This is a genomic window from Herbaspirillum sp. RV1423 (assembly GCF_000577615.1).
Taxonomy (GTDB): Bacteria; Pseudomonadota; Gammaproteobacteria; order Burkholderiales; family Burkholderiaceae_D; genus Herbaspirillum.
The window spans coordinates 159638-178082 of the sequence record NZ_CBXX010000006.1; the positions used below are offsets into that span (position 1 = coordinate 159638).

Sequence of the window (18445 nt, forward strand, 5' to 3'; positions counted from 1 at the left end):
TTTGTTTTGTAATGACGGTAAGGTATTAATGATCGAGCTTGAAATTGATGACGCCTGTTGCCGACACCATGATCGGCTTGCCGTCTTCGATATAGGGTTTGAAGACGGCGCGCATCACGGCGCGCCTTGCTTCATCGTCCAGGCGGGAAGAGCCTGAACCTTTGATGATATCGACTTTTTCGGCTTTGCCGCTGGTATTGACCAGTACGCGGAATTGTACGACGCCTTCTTCGCCCATGCGTTTGGAGGCGGCAGGATAAGCGACGCGCGGAGCTTCGATGTATTCGATGCCCGACGTGATTTGCTTGATCGGCGGCGGGCCCGGTGGCGACGCCGGTGCTGGTGCCGGAGCGGCAGCTAAAGGTTCAACCGATTGTGGTGGGTTTGGCGGCGCACTGATGGCTGTCGGCGCAGGCGCTTGAGTCACCGGAATGGGCGGAGGCGGCGTCACCGATTTCTTGACCACCGGAACGACCTTGGGCGGTGCCGGCGGCGCTTTCGGGGGAGCAGGTTCAGGAGCGCGTTCAGGTGTAATGAACGTCGCGATGACTTCTTTGGGAATGGCGTCAGCGACCTGATGGATCAGTCCGCTTTGCAGTGCATAAAAGAAGGCAATGTGCAGCAGGACGATGAAGCCGAGCGGGCCGATTTTTCTCACTTGCCGCCAGACTGCACCGGCAGGGTTGGATGGGATGCTGCTCATAGGAGGCGATAAGGCGTTCATGAATGATCTTCAGGCAATCATGGCATTCGCATGGAATACCAGCGCTTGCACAGTGTTGCGTGTTTGGTTGGAGTTGCTCAGACATTCGCGCAGGACATGCTTGGCACAGGTGTGACATTTGCCGCAAGAAGTACCAACACCGAGCTCCTTGCGAAGCTCGGACATGGTGGATATCCCTGCATTCACTGCCTGATGAATCTTGCCTTCGGAAATGTTGTTACAAACACATACGATCATTTTACGCCTTGCCGCCTGGGTATATAGGCTCTTAAATAGATCTCGCTCCTGAAACGATGCGAGCAAACAGGTTGAACTTCTCGGGTTGTGGCATCGTCCGTTCCACCACGGTTGCCCACTGTTCCGACAGTTGCTGGCAGGTTGCCCGCAATACCGGCGCCAGATTCGGCAAATCCGCCAGGGCTTTCAGGTGTCTTTCAATCACTGACGCCAGTTTGACGCAGCTTTTGGTTTCCTGATTGCTGGCAGTGTAATGAGACATCAAATGCAGCACTGCTGAGACCAGCAGCTCTGGCTGTGCCGGCGCGCTATTTGGTTCCATGAAAGCAGAATCCATTTTGTCGGTAACCATCAAACTCTCCTTAATCGGCTAGCTTGGCTGGCTAACGCGTAACGCTGCGACATCATCGTTGGCTGGCTGGTTTTCACATCATTCCATGACAAATCCCGGGATGATTTCTTGTCCGGCTAAGCCGTCAAAATAAGCTTGTTCAACTGCGTCAGGCGCAGTTTGTAAATACGGCCGCCGTGGTCAATCTCCAGCTCGCGCATTTGCCGGAACAGATCCTGGCTCTTGATGCGAGTAATGGGTGAGCCATTTGCTGCTGTGGCCGGCTTGTTGCGACGCTCGGTTCCGTGCTCGATCAGTTGGTTCATGGTGACCTCCTATTAAATGCGAACAATTCTTATTTAGATTATTCGTCATTTAATCCAAGATTGCAAGCTCTTTTGTGATTTGTTGCAGCTTTCTTTCTTATTGGAAATTTGACGGCTGATTTTTATTGCCAAAAAAGAAAAACGCCCCGCTGCACAGGGCAAGCGGAGCGTTTCGGAAGGGTGAAATATACTCAGACCGATTCGATGATTCCGCCTCCCAGGCACACGTCGCCCTGATACAGCACGGCAGACTGGCCGGGCGTGACGGCCCATTGCGGATCAGCGAAGCGCAGGTCGAAACGTTCGCCGGCGTCGCTGAACATGCAGGGTACATCTGCCTGACGGTAGCGCGTCTTGGCGCTGAGCGCGGTCGCTTCCGGCGCCGCGCCGGCGACCCAACTGATCTGGCTGGCGCCAAGTTGCGACGACAGCAGCCAAGGATGGTCGTGGCCTTGCACGATATACAACGTATTGTTGTCGACGTCCTTGCGGGCGACGTACCAGGCATCGCTGTTGCCGTCGGCGTTCTGGTGCGCCTTGATGCCGCCCAAGCCGATGCCTTTGCGTTGGCCCAGCGTGTAGAAGCTCAGGCCGACGTGTTCGCCGACGATGTCGCCTTCGGGTGTTTTCATCGGGCCGGGTTGGTACGACAGGTAACGGTTCAGGAACTCGCGGAAAGGCCGTTCGCCGATGAAGCAGATACCAGTCGAATCCTTCTTGGCGGCATTCGGCAGTTTCAGTTGTTCGGCGATCTTGCGCACCTCGGTCTTGTGGATTTCACCAAGCGGGAAGAGGGTTTTCGACAACTGCGCCTGGTTCAGCCGGTGCAGGAAATAGCTCTGATCCTTGCTGGCGTCGACCGCTTTCAGGAGTTCGAATTTGCCTGCCGCATTTTCGCGCACGCGCGCGTAGTGGCCGGTGGCGATCAGGTCGGCTCCCAGCAACATGGCGTGGTCGAGGAAGGCCTTGAATTTGATTTCAGCGTTGCACAACACATCGGGATTGGGCGTGCGTCCGGCCTGGTATTCGCGCAAGAATTCAGCGAACACGCGGTCCTTGTACTCGGCCGCGAAATTGACTGCTTCGATGTCCACGCCGACCACGTCGGCCACGCTGGCCGCGTCGATCCAGTCCTGACGGGTCGAACAATATTCGGAATCGTCGTCGTCCTCCCAGTTTTTCATGAACAGGCCGATGACTTCGTAGCCCCGTTCCTTCAGCAGCCAGGCCGATACCGACGAGTCGACGCCGCCGGACATGCCAATCACTACTCTTTTCTTAGCCATGAAGCGCTCCGTTGGCAACGTGAACGCTGGCGTCGGTATACAGCAACGACAACGGCGCGCGCTGGCCGCTCAGATAGTCGTCCACACAGCGCAGGGCCAGCGGGCTGCGGTGGCGCTCGCAGCAGGCTGCGATTTCGTCGCGCGTCATCCACAGCGTGCGCAGGATGCCGGCATCCAATGGACGGTCGTGCTGCGCTCCCAGTTTGCCGGCAAAGGCAAAACGCAAGTAGGTCGTGTCGATGCCGCCGCGCATGGACGAAACATTGCGCGACATATACATGCCGACCAGTGCGGTCGGTTCGAAATCGTGCGCGGATTCTTCCAGCGTTTCCCGGATGACCGCGTGCGTAAGCGCTTCGCCTTCATCAAGGTGGCCGGCCGGTTGGTTCAGGCGCACACCGTCGCCGGCCTGCTCTTCAATCATCAAAAAACGGCCCTCGCGCTCGATAATCGCCGCGACTGTGACGGAGGGCTTCCAGACTTCAGTCATAATTTTCCTTACAAGAAGCGACATTTTACCGTGGCCAGGCAAAGCCTTCAGGGACGCGGCAGGATATGCGAGTTGCAACGCGGAGAACGGCTTTTGCGCAAAGTTGTTGATGTTTAAATTTTACGTGTAAGATTCCGGTAAGAATCAACAACTACAGGAGTTCTGAATGAGGCTAGGCATCCCCGTCGAAAGTCGGGACGGAGAAACGCGCGTTGCGGCAACACCGGAAACGGTCAAGAAACTGGTTGCCGCCAAACATGAGGTGTTGGTGGAGTCGGGGGCCGGCATCAAATCCAGCATTACAGATGAGGCCTATGCCGCTGCCGGTGCGCACATTGTGTCGGCAAGCGATGTTTACGGCGCCGATGCCATCCTCAGGGTGCGCTCGCCCAGCGCGGACGAACGCGCCCGCCTGAAGTCCGGCACGGTCGTGGTCGGCATGCTCAATCCTTTCGACGCGGACAATATCGCCGCCATGGCGGCTGCCGGACTGACCGCCTTCGCGCTGGAAGCCGCGCCGCGCACCACGCGAGCACAGTCGATGGACGTGCTGTCTTCGCAAGCCAACATTGCTGGTTACAAGGCCGTGCTGATGGCTGCCAATACTTATCAGCGCTTCATGCCGATGCTGATGACCGCGGCCGGCACCGTCAAGGCCGCGCGCATGCTGATCATGGGTGCCGGCGTGGCCGGTTTGCAGGCGATTGCGACGGCCAAGCGCCTCGGCGCGGTGATCGAAGCCTCCGATGTGCGACCCGCCGTCAAGGAGCAGATCGAATCGCTGGGCGCCAAATTCCTCGACGTACCCTTCATCACCGATGAAGAAAAGGAAATCGCCCAGGGTGTCGGCGGCTATGCCCGTCCGATGCCGGCCGACTGGATGCGCCGTCAGGCGGAGCTGGTGCATGAGCGCGCCAGGCAGGCCGACATCATCATCACCACCGCATTGATTCCGGGCCGCAAGGCGCCGGTGCTCATCAGCGAAGAGACCGTCAAGGCCATGAAGCCCGGTTCGGTCATCCTCGACATGGCGGTCGACCAGGGCGGCAACTGTCCGTTGTCCGAGCCGGGCAAGACAGTGATCAAACACGGCGTGTACATCATCGGCGAAGGCAACCTGGCGGCGCTGGTCGCAGCCGATGCGTCGGCGCTGTATGCACGCAACGTGCTCGACTTCCTCAAGCTGATCGTCGACGCTGAAGGCAAGCTGGTCATCAATCGCGAAGACGACATCGTCGCGGCGACCTTGCTGTGCAGCGGCGGCGAAGTGCTGCGCAAATAAAACATCATCCAATCCATGCCGGTTCGCGTAAGCGATTCGGGCCAGAGTAAAAAGAGTAAAGCCTTATGCAACGTATCATGCTGCGCGCGAAGATCCACCGCGCGACTGTAACCGAATGCGACCTGAACTACGAAGGTTCCTGCGGTATCGACGAAGACCTGCTGGAAGCCGCCGATATCCGTGAATTCGAAAAGATCGAGCTGTACAACGTCAACAACGGCGAACGCTTCTCCACCTACGCTATCCGCGGCAAGCGTGGCAGCGGCGAGATTTCCCTCAATGGCGCGGCGGCCCGTCGCGCGCATCTGGGCGATCTGCTGATCATCTGCACCTATGCACCCATGACGGATGCAGAAATCGCCAGCTATGTACCCAAGATCGTATTCGTCGACGACAAGAATCACATCACCAGCCTGAAGACCATATAAAACCAAGCAGGTCGCGGCATGAACGGATGCCGCCACCACAGAAAGGAATGACATCATGGAAGTCAGCCACACCATCATCAACCTGATCATCTTTGTGCTGGCGATTTACGTCGGCTACCACGTGGTCTGGACCGTCACGCCCGCCTTGCACACGCCGCTGATGGCGGTCACCAATGCGATTTCGGCGATCATCATCATCGGTGCCATGCTGGCGGCGGGCCTGACCGAAGGACCAATTGGCCGCATTGCCGGCACGCTGGCCGTGGCGCTGGCGGCAGTCAACGTCTTCGGCGGTTTCATGGTCACGCAGCGCATGCTGGAGATGTTCAAGAAAAAAGAACCCAAGATCAAGACAGACAAGGCGGGGGCATAAGCATGAGCATGAATCTGGTAACCCTGCTGTACCTGGTGGCCTCGGTCTGCTTCATCCAGGCGTTGAAAGGTTTGTCGCATCCGTCGACGGCACGCCGCGGCAATGCCTTCGGTATCGCCGGCATGACGATTGCCGTCGTCACGACATTGGCCTTGATCATCAAGCTCAAGGGCGACATGCCGACATCAGGCATTGGCCTCTGGCTGGTCGCCGGCGGCGTGGTGGTGGGCGGCGGCATTGGCGCGTATCTGGCCAAGAGCGTCGAGATGACCAAGATGCCGGAGCTGGTCGCGGCGATGCACTCGCTGATCGGCCTGGCGGCGGTCTGTATCGCGGTTGCGGCCGTTGCCGAACCGTGGGCGTTCAACATCGCCGCGCACGGCGAGGCAATTCCGTTGGGAAATCGTGTTGAATTGTTCATCGGCACCTTCGTCGGCGCGATCACCTTCTCCGGTTCGGTGATTGCGTTCGGCAAGCTGTCGGGCAAATACAAGTTCCGCCTGTTCCAGGGCGCGCCGGTGAGCTTCTCCGGCCAGCACATGCTGAACCTGCTGCTGGCGGTGGCGATGATCGGCTTCGGCATCATCTTCGTGCTGACGCAACATTGGCTGCCGTTCGTCATCATGGCGGCAATCGCTTTCGTGCTGGGCGTGCTGATCATTATCCCCATCGGCGGCGCCGACATGCCGGTGGTGGTGTCGATGTTGAACAGCTATTCCGGCTGGGCGGCGGCAGGCATCGGCTTCTCGCTGAACAATGCGATGCTGATCATCGCCGGTTCGCTGGTCGGTTCCTCCGGCGCGATCCTGTCCTACATCATGTGCAAGGCGATGAACCGTTCGTTCTTCAATGTGATTCTGGGTGGTTTCGGCGGCGACGCGGCAGCGGCCACGGCTGGCGGCGCGCAGGCGCAACGCAACGTCAAGTCCGGTTCGGCTGACGATGCCGCCTTCCTGATGGGCAATGCGGAAACCGTGATCATCGTCCCCGGCTACGGCCTGGCAGTGGCGCGCGCGCAGCATGCGCTGAAGGAACTGACGGAGAAGCTGACCCACAAGGGCGTGATCGTCAAGTACGCGATCCACCCGGTGGCCGGACGTATGCCGGGACACATGAACGTGCTGCTGGCTGAAGCCGAAGTGCCTTACGACCAGGTCTTCGAAATGGAAGACATCAACAGCGAGTTCGGCCAGGCCGACGTGGTGCTGGTGCTGGGCGCCAACGACGTGGTCAACCCGGCGGCGAAAGATCCGAAGTCGCCGATCGCCGGCATGCCGATTCTGGAGGCGTACAAGGCCAAGACCGTCATCGTCAACAAGCGTTCGATGGCCGCCGGCTACGCCGGTCTGGACAATGAACTGTTCTACATGGACAAGACCATGATGGTGTTTGGCGATGCCAAGAAGGTCATCGAGGATATGGTCAAGGCTGTCGAGTAGTCGCTGTCCCGACAAATTGACAAAAAAGCCGCTGGAGTCGAACCCAGCGGCTTTTTTCATCTTCGGCGGGAATTACTTGGTGCCGAAAATCCTGTCCCCAGCATCCCCCAGGCCCGGCACGATGTAAGCGTGATCGTCCAGATGGGAATCCAGCGAGGCGACGTATAGTTTGACGTCCGGATGCGCGTCTTGAAACGTCTTGACGCCTTCCGGCGCCGCCACCAGCGCAACGAAGATGATCTGTTCGGCGGGCACGCCGCGTTTTTTCAGCGCATCGACGGCATGGACCGCCGAGTTGCCGGTGGCGACCATCGGATCGCACAGGATCATGGTGCGATCCTGTAGATCCGGCAGGCGCACGAGATATTCCACCGGTTGATGCTGTTCGTTGCGATACACGCCGATGTGGCCGACGCGCGCCGACGGGATCAATTCCAGCAGACCGTCGCTCATGCCGACGCCGGCGCGCAGCACCGGCACGATCGCCAGCTTCTTGCCGGCGATCACCGGGGCTTCGTAAGTCACCAGAGGCGTTTCGATGGATTCGGTGGTCAGCGGCAGATCGCGCGTGATTTCGTAGCCCATCAGCAAGGTGATCTCGCGCAGCAGTTCGCGGAAGGTGCGCGTCGACGTGCGTTTGTCGCGCATATGCGAAAGCTTGTGCTGGATCAGCGGATGGTCAAGGATATAAAGATTGGGAAAGCGTGGATCCTGTTTCATGGCATATTCGTAAATAGCGCCGTCATTAGCGGCAGTAGCGCATTGTCTCATGCCGGATGAAGCTGCCGGCCGTCATCAAGGGAAGCTACGCTTATGTTGGTGCGCCGGGTCTATCGCCAACCGAACATAAACTGATGCGCCAGCAGGCGTTTGGCCGGCGCGATCACGTCAAGCAGCCCCAGCGTGCCGCCGAGGAAAACCTGCGATGGATAGCCGTCTGGCGCGCTGGCAAAAATGCGCGCCATGGCATCTGTCAGTCCGATGGTCAACTGGCGGTCATCGCGGCGTTGTCTGGCAAATTGCTCCAGCGTTGTCGGCGAGCGGTCGCGCGCCAGCATGCTCGATAATACTTTGGCGTCGCGCAGCCCCAGGTTGAAGCCTTGTCCGGCAACCGGATGCAGCGTCTGCGCGGCGTTGCCGACGGCAATCACCCGGGCTGAAGCAGGCGGCTTCGCATTCAGGCCGAGCGGATAGCTATTGCGCACGCCGAGTCTGCAGAAGCGTCCGAGGCGTCCGCCGAACGCCTGTCCGAGCGCCCGCAGGAAGTCCGTATCGTCAAGCGCCAGCAAGCGGCCGGCCGTGTCAGGACGCGCACACCATACCAAGGCATAGCCGTCATGATGCGGCAACAGGGCCAGCGGGCCTTCGGCGGTGAAACGCTCGAACGCGCAATGGGTTATCTCGTGCGTGACGCCGACATGAGCGACAATGGCGACCTGGTTGTAATCGCGCTGCAGCGGTTTTGCCGTCTGTTCGGAAAAAATGCCGCCTTCGGCTTGCACGACGACGGCCGTATCGAGTTTGCTGCCATCGGCCAGATGCACTTCGAGGGCAGGTTTGGATTCGTCGATTGCCACAACCCGGGACGGTCGCAAAACGGTCATGCCGCTATCGTTGAGGATGGCCGTCAACGCGGAGACCATTGCCCCATAGTGCATGACGTAGCCAAGCGCAGGCAGATCATAGTCTTCACATTGGATCACGGTGCGACCGAAATGGCCGCGCCGCGATACATGGATGCGATGAATTTCGCCGGCGTTGCCAGCCATGCGGGGCCAGGCGCCGATTTGGTCCAGGATTTGCCGGCTGCCATACGACAAGGCGAGCGTGCGGGGATCTTGCGCTGCCTGGTCGGCAGATTTGGCGTCAATGATGGCGATGCGCGCCGCCGGCATGCCGCGTTGCCGCAGTAATGCGGCAACACTCAGGCCCACTGGGCCTGCGCCGCAGATGACGACATCGAAATCGGTGGTATTCATATAGGAAAGTCATATTGGCGCCGCGTGGCGCATGATTTTCCTATTGTAGTGCTTTCCGCAGGCGGAAGCATGTTTGCGGGATGCGAAACAAGGCAGGCATTGCTGCCAGCCTTGCCCGGATTATGCTGCAGTTTTGCTCATCTCCAGCATGGTGCGTTTCGTGGCCGGCGAAGTGTCCACATGAAGGTTGTGCCAATTGACCTTGATGTTCCTATTGCGCCCTTCCTCGGTGAAAGTGTGGATGAATTCGATGATGTCGGGATCGATATAATCGACATGGTTGGCATCGATAATAAGCGCCGAATCAGGCGCAATGCTGAGTAGATGGCGTCTTAGCATGACTTTGCCAAGGAATGAAACGTCCTTGCGAAAAACCAGCAGATAGTGATTGTCGTACTGAGCGAATGTAAAGGTATTGCGCAGATTGACGGTCAGGGTCAGTGCGATGCACGTGCCAAGTCCGATCAGAATACCCATCAGCAGGTCAAAGGCGATCACGCCGATGATGGTTGCGGAGAAAGCTGCGAAATAATAAAAACCTTGCTTGGCAGTGGCAAGAAATATGGATGGCTTGGCCAGCTTGAATCCCGTATGCAGCAGGATGGCGGCCAGGCAGGCAAGCGGGATCAGGTTGAGCAGTTCATCGAGAGCGAACATGCAGATCAGCAGCAGCGCACCATGAAATATCGCCGACAGCTTGCTGCGCGCACCGGCATGCACATTGGCTGAGCCGCGCACGATAACGGAGGTGATGGGCAATCCGCCCAACGCGCCGGAGACCAGATTACCTACGCCTTGTGCCGCAAGTTCGCGATTGGGATCGGCGCGGCGTTTGCTTCGATCAAGTTGTTCCACCGCTTCCAGGCTTAACAGCGTCTCCAGGCTGGCAACGATCGCCAGCGTCAAAGCGACGGTCCAGACGTCGAAGCGCCATAGCTGACCGAGATCGGGAAAGACGAAGGTTTTCGTCAGGTCTTCCAAGGAACGCAATGCCGGCAGATCGACGCGATGCTCGGAAGGCGGCGCCAGATGAGGCGATGTCATGTCCAGCAGCCAGGTGATGGCGATGCCGACGGCGACCACAACCAGGGGCGCCGCGAGCGAGCGCACGATGGCGTATCGGCGCATCTTTTTCGTTTCCCAGGTAAACAGGATGAGCAGGCTGAGCAGTGCAATGCCGGCGGCAGTCACGGAAACGTGGCCGAATGCGGTCCGGACGACCGAGGCTGCGCCGGCGTGGCTGGAGCCGTCTTCTTCCATGCCCAGCGCCAATGGAATCTGTTTGACGATCAGTAGAATGCCGATGGCGGCCAGCATGCCCTTGATGACCGATGACGGCGTATATGCGGCAAAACGGCCCGCCTTGAGTAAGCTGAATACAATCTGAAAAATCCCTGCCAGAACGACTGCCGTGAGGAAGGCGCTAAAGCTGCCCAGTTGCGCAATGGCGCCGACGACAATGACGATCATGCCCGCTGCCGGTCCGCTGACGCTGATGGATGAGCCGCTGAGCGCTGCCACCACCAGGCCGCCGACGATGCCGGCAATCATGCCGGAGATGGGGGCGACGCCCGAGGCGTTGGCAATGCCCAGGCACAATGGCAAGGCGATAAGAAACACCACGATGCCAGCGAGCAGGTCGTTCTTGAGCGAAAGTAATGGCGATGTTTTCATGTCTGCATATATCCTTTGACTGGTTCAGTTTCTGCTGGCTTACCGGGATAAAGAACTCTCAACAGTCCGTCGTTCAGGCCGAATATCCATCCATGCAGACTGATGCTGTGTTGTGCCTGAAGGACGATGGGCAGTTGCGAGAGCGTGTCGATCTGGTCGAGTACGTTGAGTTCCGCGAGACGGTCGGCGCGCAGCTCCACGGTGGGCAAGGCGGCAAGTTCGTCCTGATGGCGCAGCGCCAGTCGCCGTAATTGCGCAATATGCTGGTTGACTGCCGGAATGTCCGGATTCGGCGGACGCATGGAGGCCATGACGCCGCCGCATTGATAATGTCCGCAAACGATGATGTGCGACACCTTCAGCACTTTTACTGCATATTCGATGACGCCGATTGCGTTGATGTCTTCAGCGGCGATGAGGTTGGCGATATTGCGATGTACGAACAATTCGCCAGAGGAGGAATGCGTGATTTTTTCGGCCGGCACCCTGCTGTCTGCGCAACTTATCCAAAGCGTGTCGGGTTGCTGGCCTTCTGCAATACGTTTGAAAAAATCGGGGTCGCGCATGCGCGTCTCGCTGGCCCAGGCAACGTTCTGGGCCAGCATCAATTTCTGATGACTCATGATGGACTCCTTGCTTCAATCGGAGCAAAGCACTGGCGAGTTTTCCCCGCCCTTGTTTGAAGAAAATCACCGAGAGAACGAATGACGTCTATCTGGTGGAAGTAGATATCTACAGAGCAAGAGTCTGTAGCAAAGTTCAATTCTGACAACTTTATGGCGCTTGGAAAAACAGAATGGCAAATTGGCGAAGCCAGATTTGCCATGGGGCGGGAACGCATAATACGTATGCGTTTGGTGGAGGGGGTATCTTGATGTGCGGGGCAGGGCGCCGCAAGCGGTATTTATTTATGCATCAACGCTTCGATGTCGGCGGCCTTGTTCGGCACGGCGGTGGTGAGGATTTCGCAGCCATCCGGCGTGACATGGGCGTCGTCTTCGATGCGGATGCCGATGTTCCAGTATTTTTCCGGCACGCCTTCCGCGGGACGCACATAGATGCCCGGTTCGACCGTCAGCACCATGCCCGGCTGCAGCGTGCGCCACGGCTTGTCGCCGCTGGCGGTGGCCGGGTCGCGGTATTCGCCGACGTCGTGCACGTCCATGCCGAGCCAATGGCCGGTGCGGTGCATATAGAACTGGCGGTAATCGCCTTTGCCGATCACGTCGTCGAGCGAGCCGACCTTGTTCTTATCGAGCAGGCCGGTGTCGAGCATGCCTTGCGCCAGCACGCGCACGGCGGCGTCGTGGCCGTCCATGAAGCGCTTGCCGGGATGGATTTCCGCGATGGCGGCGTCTTGCGCGGCCAGCACGATGTCATACAGTTCCCTTTGCGGGCCGGAGAACTTGCCGTTGGCCGGGAAGGTGCGGGTGATGTCGGACGCGTAGCTGTCGAGTTCGCAGCCGGCATCGATCAGCACCAGATCGCCATCCTTGAGTTCGGCATCGCCGGCGCGATAGTGCAGCACGCAGGCATTGGCGCCGGTGGCGACGATGGAGCCGTAGGCCGGATACTGCGAGCCGTTGTTGCGGAATTCATGCAGCAGCTCGGCTTCGAGATGGTATTCGCGCAGGCCGGGGCGCGACAGGCGCATGGCGCGGCAATGCGCTTCGGCAGAAATGATGCCGGCGCGTTTCATCACCGCAATTTCGCCGGCATCCTTGAACAGGCGCATCTCATCGAGCAGCACGTTGACATCGACGATGGACGACGGCGCCGAGACGCCTGTGCGGCCGAGCGCGCGCACGCTTTGCAGCCATTGCTGGAGCTGGCCGTCGCGCTTGGTGTCGTGGCCCAGCGCGTAAAACACGGCGGACGCATCGGCCAGCAACTGCGGCATCTCCTTGTCCAGCGCATCGATGGCGAAGGCATCGTCGAAGCCGAACTGCTCGCGCGCGGCTTCAGGGCCGTAGCGATAGCCGTCCCAGATTTCGCGTTCCAGGTTCTTGTCGCGGCAGAACAGGATGCTGCGGCTTTCCTTGCGCGGACCAGCTATCAACACAATGACCGCTTCCGGCTCGGTGAAGCCGGACAGGTAATAGAAATAACTGTCGTGGCGATAAGGGTAGTCGGCGTCGCGATTGCGCATGACTTCGTGCGCGGTCGGGACGATGGCGACGCCGCCGCCTTTGGCTTGCATGTGCGCGATCAGTCTGGCGCGACGGGAGGCGAAGGACGCTATGCTCATCTTGGTACTCTCTTCCAGGTCATTCAGGTCATCTTCCCACGAGGGGCATGTTCAATTCTTCCAACTGTTCGACGGTGCCGACATTGATCCATTCGCCGCGGTATATCTCTCCGCCGACTTGGCCGCGGGCCGCGTATTCGCGCAGCAGCGGTCCCAGCTTGGCATGCTCGCCGGGCGCAATCGCGTCGAACATCTGCGGGCGGTACACGCCGATGTTGGCGAAGGTGTAGAGCGGCGATCCTTCATTGGCGATCGAAAAACTGTTCAGCGCAAAATCACCGGAGGGATGGTGCGGCGGATTCTTGACGAGGTAGATCCAGGCGACGTCGCGTTTGTCCAATGGTATCGGATTTCCCCACAGGTCGTTGTCTTCCAGCACGGTCTTGACTTGTTCGAAGTCGAAGTGAGGAATGTAGATGTCGCCCGAGATTGCAACGAATGGTTCTTCGCCGAGCAGGTGGCGCGCCTTGGCGATGCCGCCGGCGGTTTCCAGCGCGGTGCCTTCGGCCGAATACCGAATGCGCGCGCCGAACTGCGAACCGTCGCCGAGCGTTTCTTCAAACATATGGCCCAGATGGGCATGGTTGATCACGATCTCGATGATGCCGGCGCGCACCAGGTTCAGGATTTGCCAGACGATCAGCGGGCGGCCGCGTACTTTGAGAAGCGGCTTGGGACAAGTGTCGGTCAGCGGGCGCATGCGCTCGCCGCGGCCGGCGGCAAAAATCATGGCTTTCATGGCGAAAACGGCCTCAGAAGGTGTAGCCGACTTGCGGCGTCTTGTCTTCAAGCTTTTCGATCAGCCTGACCAACGGGATCAGCGCGCTATAACGGCGAGCTGCCTTCAAGGTGTATTCCATGACCAGCGGCATGTCCTTCAGATAAGCATCCTTGCCGTCGCGATGATAAAGGCGCGCGAAGATGCCGAGCACCTTCAGATGGCGTTGCAAGCCCATGAATTCGAAATCGCGGTAGAAGGTGTCGATGTCCGGTGCCACCGGTAGGCCGGCGCGTTTGGCGCGCTCCCAATAGCGGATCACCCAGTCCAGCACCATTTCCTCATCCCACTGGATATAGGCGTCGCGCAGCAGCGACACCAGGTCGTAAGTGATCGGGCCGTAGACCGCGTCCTGGAAGTCGATGATGCCCGGGTTGCCGTTGGGCAGGACCATCAGGTTGCGCGAGTGGTAGTCGCGGTGGACGTAGACCTGCGCCTGGGCGAGGTTGTTGGCCAGCAGGATATCGAAGACCTTGGCAAGCGTGTTCTTCTGGTCGTCGCTCAGCGTGGCGTTCAGGTGCCTGCCGATGTACCAGTCGGGGAACAGTTGCAACTCGCGCAACAGCAGGGCGCGGTCGTATTCGGGCAGCACGTCGGGTTTGCTTTGCGTCTGCAGCAGCACCAGGGCGTCGATGGCGTCGATATAGAGCTTGTGTGCCGTATCGTTGTTGAGCTGGTTCAGATAGGTCGTCGAACCGAGGTCGGACAAGAGCAGGAAACCGCGTTCGGCGTCCTGGGCCAGGATTTTCGGCACCGACACGCCGGCCCGGCCGAACACCTCCGCCACATGGACAAAAGGCCGTACATCTTCCTGCGGCGGCGGGGCATCCATGACGATCAGCGTTTTGTCGTCGAGCGTATCCACGCGGAAATAGCGTCGGAAGCTGGCGTCGGCAGAGGCGGGGCGCAGCGTTTCGACTCTGGTCGGCGTCGCGGCAAGGGTTGGCAGCCATTCCTGCAGCAGGGACAGACGCGGATCAGGGGAATTATTTAAAGACATGAACAATCAGAGGAATTCGTTTGATGATGTTGAGTTCCCATATAATAAGGGATTAAATCCAAAAAATCGCCTGCCATGGTGTTTGAACGCTTCTTTACATGATCCGCTTTTTCAAGTTTCCATTTGGTCGTTCTGTCGACTTGCGGATGTCGCGTTTCCTAACGTCGCTGGCCTCCCTTGCCGTAGCGGCGTCGGCCACGACGGTTTTACCCGCCTCTGCGCAGGCGCAGACGACCCAGAGTACGCCAGGCAAACCGGGCAAACCAACCCCCGCCGACGACAAGGATGCTCCGGTCAACATCAGCGCTGAACAGATGACCGGGCGCCCCGACCGCCAGATCAACCTCGACCGCGACGTCGAAGTCGTGCGCGGCGAAACCACGATCAAATCCGACAAGGCCGAATACCGCATCATCCAGGACGAGGTCGAAGCCACCGGCCACGTCTGGATGAAGCGCTTGCAGGATCGCTACACCGGCGACAAGGCCGTAATGAACATGGATTCGGGCAAGGGTTACGTGACCAACCCGACATATCTGTTCGGCCGCGGCGGCGGACGCGGCAAGGCGGAGCAGATCGATTTCCTCTCCAACGACCAGGCCAAGGTGACGGAAGGAACCTACAGCACTTGCGAGGCGCTGGACCCGGATTGGTATATCCAGGCCTCGACCATGGACCTCGACAGCGGGCGCGACGTCGGGACGATGCATGGCGGCGTGGTGTATTTCAAGGGCGTGCCGATTCTGGGGGCGCCGTTGATGTCGTTTCCCCTGTCCGGCGAGCGCAAGTCGGGCGTGCTGCCGCCGACCTTCGGCGTGACCAGTACAGGCGGCGCGGAACTGACCGTGCCCTACTATTTCAATATCGCGCCCAACCGGGATTTGACGCTGTATCCGCGGTACATCGCACGGCGTGGGCTGCAGTTGGGCTTGGACGGGCGTTATCTGGGAGAAACCTATTCCGGTGAAACCATCGTTGAGGGCATCCAGGATCGCGTGACAGGAACGGGGCGGTATTCGCTTTCGTCGGTGCATACGCAAACAACCGCATCCGGCCTGGGCTTCGGCTGGAACTTCAACAAAGCATCAGACAACGACTATCCGAGCGATTTTTCGCATTCGGTGACTGCCAGCACCCAGCGCTTGCTGACGCGCGACGCTTATGTCACGTACGGCGGAACATACTGGAGTGCGGTCGGTCGTGTGACCAAGTATCAATTGCTGCAAGACGTCAATAATCCGATCCAGAAACCCTATGACCGCCTGCCGCAACTGACATTGACCGCGGGGCGACAGGATGTCGGCGGCTTCGATCTGAATTTCACTTCGGAGTTTGCGCGCTTCTCCAATACGTTCACCACTAGCGGTTTGACCGGCGACATGGTCGGCGGCGACCGCATGTATGCGACTCCCTCGGTGTCTTATCCCATCATCCGCCCGGGATATTTCATCACGCCGAAGGCTTCGCTGGATGCGACCACCTACCGGCTGAACAACGTCACCCTCGGCGCGCCGACCAACCTGACGCGCGTGGTGCCGACTTATTCGCTGGATGCCGGCATGACCTTCGAGCGCGATACCAACATGTTCGGCCGCGATATGACCCAGACGCTGGAGCCGCGCCTGTTCTACGTCCGCACGCCATACCGCGACCAGAACCAGTATCCCAATTTCGATTCAGGCCTGGCGGATTTCAACTTCGCGCAGATCTTCAGCGAGAACCGCTTTGTCGGTCATGACCGCATCAGCGACGCCAACCAGATCACCGGCGCGCTGGTTTCCCGTTTCATCGAGGAAAACGGCCTGGAGCGCCTGCGCATGGCGGTCGGCCAGCGCTTCTATTTTTCCGATCCGCGCGTCACGCTGGACGGCACTTCGGCAACAGTCAACGGCAGCAAGTCAGACCTGCTGCTGGCATTGGGCGGCCAGATCACCAACAAACTGTCGCTCGACAACACCGTACAGTACAGCGAAACGCTGAAGCAGATGGTTCGTTCGAACTTCGGCGTGCGCTGGCAGCCGGCGCCGAAGAAGGTGTTGAACCTGACTTACCGCCTCGACCGCACCAACGCCACCGGCCTGCTCAAGCAAATGGACATTTCCGGACAGTGGCCGGTCTCGCAACGCTGGTATGCTGTGAGCCGCATCAACTATTCCATTCCAGACAAGACCGTGGCGGAAGGTTTGCTGGGCATGGAGTACAAGGCCGACTGCTGGGTGTTCCGCCTGGTGGCGCAGCGCATTCCGACCGCGTCTACCAAGGCGTCGACTTCGTTCTTTATCCAGCTTGAGCTGAATGGGTTCTCCAAGATTGGTTCCAACCCGTTGGATGCCCTGAGCGCCAGCATCCCTGGTTATCAGGTCATCAATAAACCAGACGACATCACACGTTATTAATCGATAATCCTATGAACGTTTCCTTCTCCATGCGCAATCATTCTTCTGTACGTATCACGTCCGGCATTGTCTTGTTGTGCATGTCGCTCGGCATGGTCGGCAGCGCCCAGGCGCAATTTGCGACAACGCCGCCTGCGATTTCCGCGCAGCCGGCATCGCCGGCCAGCGCCCCTCCGGCGGCTGCGACGACTGCATCGAGGCCGGCGCAGCCCAAGCTGGTGGACTCGATTATCGTGGTCGTCAATAACGATGTAATCACTCGTCAGGAGCTGGCCGATCGGCTGGTCATGGTGGAAAAGCGCCTGACCGCCCAGGGTACGACCCTGCCTCCGCGTCCTCAGTTGCAGCGCCAGTTGCTTGAGCGCATGATCGTCGAACGCGCACAGACGCAAATGGCGAAAGAGAACGGCATTATCGTCGATGACGTCATGCTGGATCGCGCGATTTCGCGCATTGCCGAACAGAACAAATTGTCGCTTCCTGATTTTCGCACCCAGTTGGAACGGGAAGGCATCGCTTATCCGGCATTCCGCGAAGATATCCGCCGCGAAATCATCATGCAGCGTTTGCGTGAGCGCGAAGTCGACAACAAGGTGCTGGTGTCGGAATCCGAAGTCGACAATTACCTCGCTGCGGAAAACAATGGCGCCGTCGCGCACCAGGATCTGAACCTGGCGCAGATCCTGATCCGCGTTCCCGAAAATGCCTCCCCGGAGCAGGTCGCGGCACGTCGCCAGCGCGCCGAAGAAGTATTGCGCCAACTGAAGACCGGTGCTGATTTCGCCAAGACGGCGGCCACCTATTCCGACAGCAGCGACGCGCTCAATGGCGGCGATCTGGGCTGGCGCGGCCAGGACCGGTTGCCGCAGTTGTTCCTGGATGCGGTCGCCAGCCTGAAACCGGGCGAAGTGTCCGGCATCGTCAAGAGCGGCAACGGCTTTCACATCATCAAACTGATCGACCGCCGCGCCACCAGCGTGGCCAAGGCCGGCGCCCCTGCGGTCGAACAGACGCATGCACGCCACATCCTGATCAAGGTCAACCAGGTGGTGTCGGCTGCCGAAGCGCGCCGCAAGCTGCTGGAACTGAAAGAGCGCCTGGATCACAAGGCCGCGACATTCGAAGAACTGGCCAAACTGTATTCCAATGACCTGTCCGCTTCCAAGGGCGGCGACTTGGGCTGGATCTACCCGGGCGACACCGTGCCGGAATTCGAGCGGGCCATGAATGAACTGAAGCCGGGTGAAATCAGCCAGCCGATCGAATCTCCGTTCGGTTTCCACCTGATCCAGGTGCTGGAACGCAAGACCGACGACGCCTCGAAAGAGCGCACGCGCCTCGCCGCACGCCAGGCCATTCGTGAGCGCAAGATCGACGAAGCCACTGAAGACTGGTTGCGCCAGTTGCGTGACAGCGCTTACGTCGAATACCGAACCGACGATAACTGACCTCCG

19 protein-coding genes are annotated in these 18445 nt (G+C 59.2%); 6 read left to right on the forward strand and 13 right to left on the reverse strand.

Annotated elements, in window-relative coordinates; translation table 11 throughout:
* Positions 1-25: 25 nt before the first annotated feature.
* The 6 genes from RV1423_RS08820 to RV1423_RS08845 form a co-directional block, all read right to left on the reverse strand.
* Positions 26-724 (reverse strand): energy transducer TonB, encoded by a 699-nt coding sequence (locus RV1423_RS08820; protein WP_034295498.1) that lies wholly within the window; start codon positions 722-724, stop codon positions 26-28.
* Positions 725-733: 9 nt separating this feature from the next.
* Positions 734-961: a bacterioferritin-associated ferredoxin gene (locus RV1423_RS08825; protein WP_034295500.1), complete on the reverse strand. Its 228-nt coding sequence runs from the start codon at positions 959-961 to the stop codon at positions 734-736.
* A gap of 31 nt (positions 962-992) precedes the next feature.
* Entirely contained in the window at positions 993-1313 is a 321-nt protein-coding gene (locus RV1423_RS08830; protein WP_034295502.1) for a hypothetical protein, read from the reverse strand.
* Positions 1314-1429: 116 nt separating this feature from the next.
* Positions 1430-1618 (reverse strand): hemin uptake protein HemP, encoded by a 189-nt coding sequence (hemP, locus tag RV1423_RS08835; RefSeq protein ID WP_016832155.1) that lies wholly within the window; start codon positions 1616-1618, stop codon positions 1430-1432.
* A gap of 191 nt (positions 1619-1809) precedes the next feature.
* Positions 1810-2904 (reverse strand): tRNA 2-thiouridine(34) synthase MnmA, encoded by a 1095-nt coding sequence (mnmA, locus tag RV1423_RS08840; protein ID WP_034295505.1) that lies wholly within the window; start codon positions 2902-2904, stop codon positions 1810-1812.
* Positions 2897-3394 carry an NUDIX hydrolase gene (locus tag RV1423_RS08845; RefSeq protein WP_034295506.1) on the reverse strand — a complete coding sequence of 166 codons (498 nt, stop codon included), beginning with the start codon at positions 3392-3394 and terminating at the stop codon, positions 2897-2899. Before RV1423_RS08845 ends, mnmA begins: the two co-directional genes overlap by 8 nt.
* A gap of 166 nt (positions 3395-3560) precedes the next feature.
* Between RV1423_RS08845 and RV1423_RS08850 the strand changes: the two genes are divergently transcribed.
* The 4 genes from RV1423_RS08850 to RV1423_RS08865 all read left to right on the forward strand — a co-directional run bounded on the left by RV1423_RS08850 (position 3561) and on the right by RV1423_RS08865 (position 6916).
* Positions 3561-4676 (forward strand): Re/Si-specific NAD(P)(+) transhydrogenase subunit alpha, encoded by a 1116-nt coding sequence (locus tag RV1423_RS08850; RefSeq protein ID WP_034295508.1) that lies wholly within the window; start codon positions 3561-3563, stop codon positions 4674-4676.
* 65 nt (positions 4677-4741) lie between these two features.
* Positions 4742-5104 (forward strand): aspartate 1-decarboxylase, encoded by a 363-nt coding sequence (gene panD, locus RV1423_RS08855; protein ID WP_034295510.1) that lies wholly within the window; start codon positions 4742-4744, stop codon positions 5102-5104.
* 55 nt (positions 5105-5159) lie between these two features.
* On the forward strand, positions 5160-5477 hold the full coding sequence (locus RV1423_RS08860; RefSeq protein ID WP_034295513.1) for an NAD(P) transhydrogenase subunit alpha: 318 nt from the start codon (positions 5160-5162) through the stop codon (positions 5475-5477).
* A gap of 2 nt (positions 5478-5479) precedes the next feature.
* Positions 5480-6916 (forward strand): NAD(P)(+) transhydrogenase (Re/Si-specific) subunit beta, encoded by a 1437-nt coding sequence (locus RV1423_RS08865; RefSeq protein ID WP_034295515.1) that lies wholly within the window; start codon positions 5480-5482, stop codon positions 6914-6916.
* A 72-nt stretch (positions 6917-6988) separates the two neighbouring features.
* On the opposite strand, the gene upp is transcribed toward RV1423_RS08865, so the two are convergent.
* From upp to RV1423_RS08900, 7 genes are all read right to left on the reverse strand, one after another.
* Positions 6989-7636 carry a uracil phosphoribosyltransferase gene (upp, locus tag RV1423_RS08870; protein ID WP_034295517.1) on the reverse strand — a complete coding sequence of 216 codons (648 nt, stop codon included), beginning with the start codon at positions 7634-7636 and terminating at the stop codon, positions 6989-6991.
* Between the two features lie 110 nt (positions 7637-7746).
* Positions 7747-8895, reverse strand: a complete 1149-nt coding sequence (locus tag RV1423_RS08875) for an FAD-dependent monooxygenase (RefSeq protein ID WP_034295519.1) — start codon at positions 8893-8895, stop codon at positions 7747-7749.
* A gap of 120 nt (positions 8896-9015) precedes the next feature.
* Positions 9016-10569: a SulP family inorganic anion transporter gene (locus RV1423_RS08880; protein ID WP_081768756.1), complete on the reverse strand. Its 1554-nt coding sequence runs from the start codon at positions 10567-10569 to the stop codon at positions 9016-9018.
* A complete protein-coding gene (locus RV1423_RS08885; RefSeq protein WP_034295520.1) occupies positions 10566-11192 on the reverse strand; it encodes a carbonic anhydrase in 627 nt (208 codons plus the stop codon). The genes RV1423_RS08880 and RV1423_RS08885 overlap by 4 nt, the downstream gene beginning before the upstream one ends.
* Positions 11193-11473: 281 nt before the next feature.
* Positions 11474-12817, reverse strand: a complete 1344-nt coding sequence (gene pepP, locus RV1423_RS08890) for a Xaa-Pro aminopeptidase (protein ID WP_034295522.1) — start codon at positions 12815-12817, stop codon at positions 11474-11476.
* 28 nt (positions 12818-12845) lie between these two features.
* Positions 12846-13556, reverse strand: a complete 711-nt coding sequence (murU, locus tag RV1423_RS08895; protein WP_034295524.1) for an N-acetylmuramate alpha-1-phosphate uridylyltransferase MurU — start codon at positions 13554-13556, stop codon at positions 12846-12848.
* Between the two features lie 13 nt (positions 13557-13569).
* Complete coding sequence (locus RV1423_RS08900; RefSeq protein WP_034295526.1) at positions 13570-14595, reverse strand: aminoglycoside phosphotransferase family protein; 1026 nt, start codon at positions 14593-14595, stop codon at positions 13570-13572.
* A 98-nt stretch (positions 14596-14693) separates the two neighbouring features.
* Between RV1423_RS08900 and RV1423_RS08905 the strand changes: the two genes are divergently transcribed.
* On the forward strand, positions 14694-16991 hold the full coding sequence (locus tag RV1423_RS08905) for an LPS-assembly protein LptD (RefSeq protein ID WP_034295528.1): 2298 nt from the start codon (positions 14694-14696) through the stop codon (positions 16989-16991).
* A gap of 11 nt (positions 16992-17002) precedes the next feature.
* Positions 17003-18439: a peptidylprolyl isomerase gene (locus RV1423_RS08910; RefSeq protein WP_231502121.1), complete on the forward strand. Its 1437-nt coding sequence runs from the start codon at positions 17003-17005 to the stop codon at positions 18437-18439.
* The last annotated feature ends 6 nt before the right edge of the window (positions 18440-18445 follow it).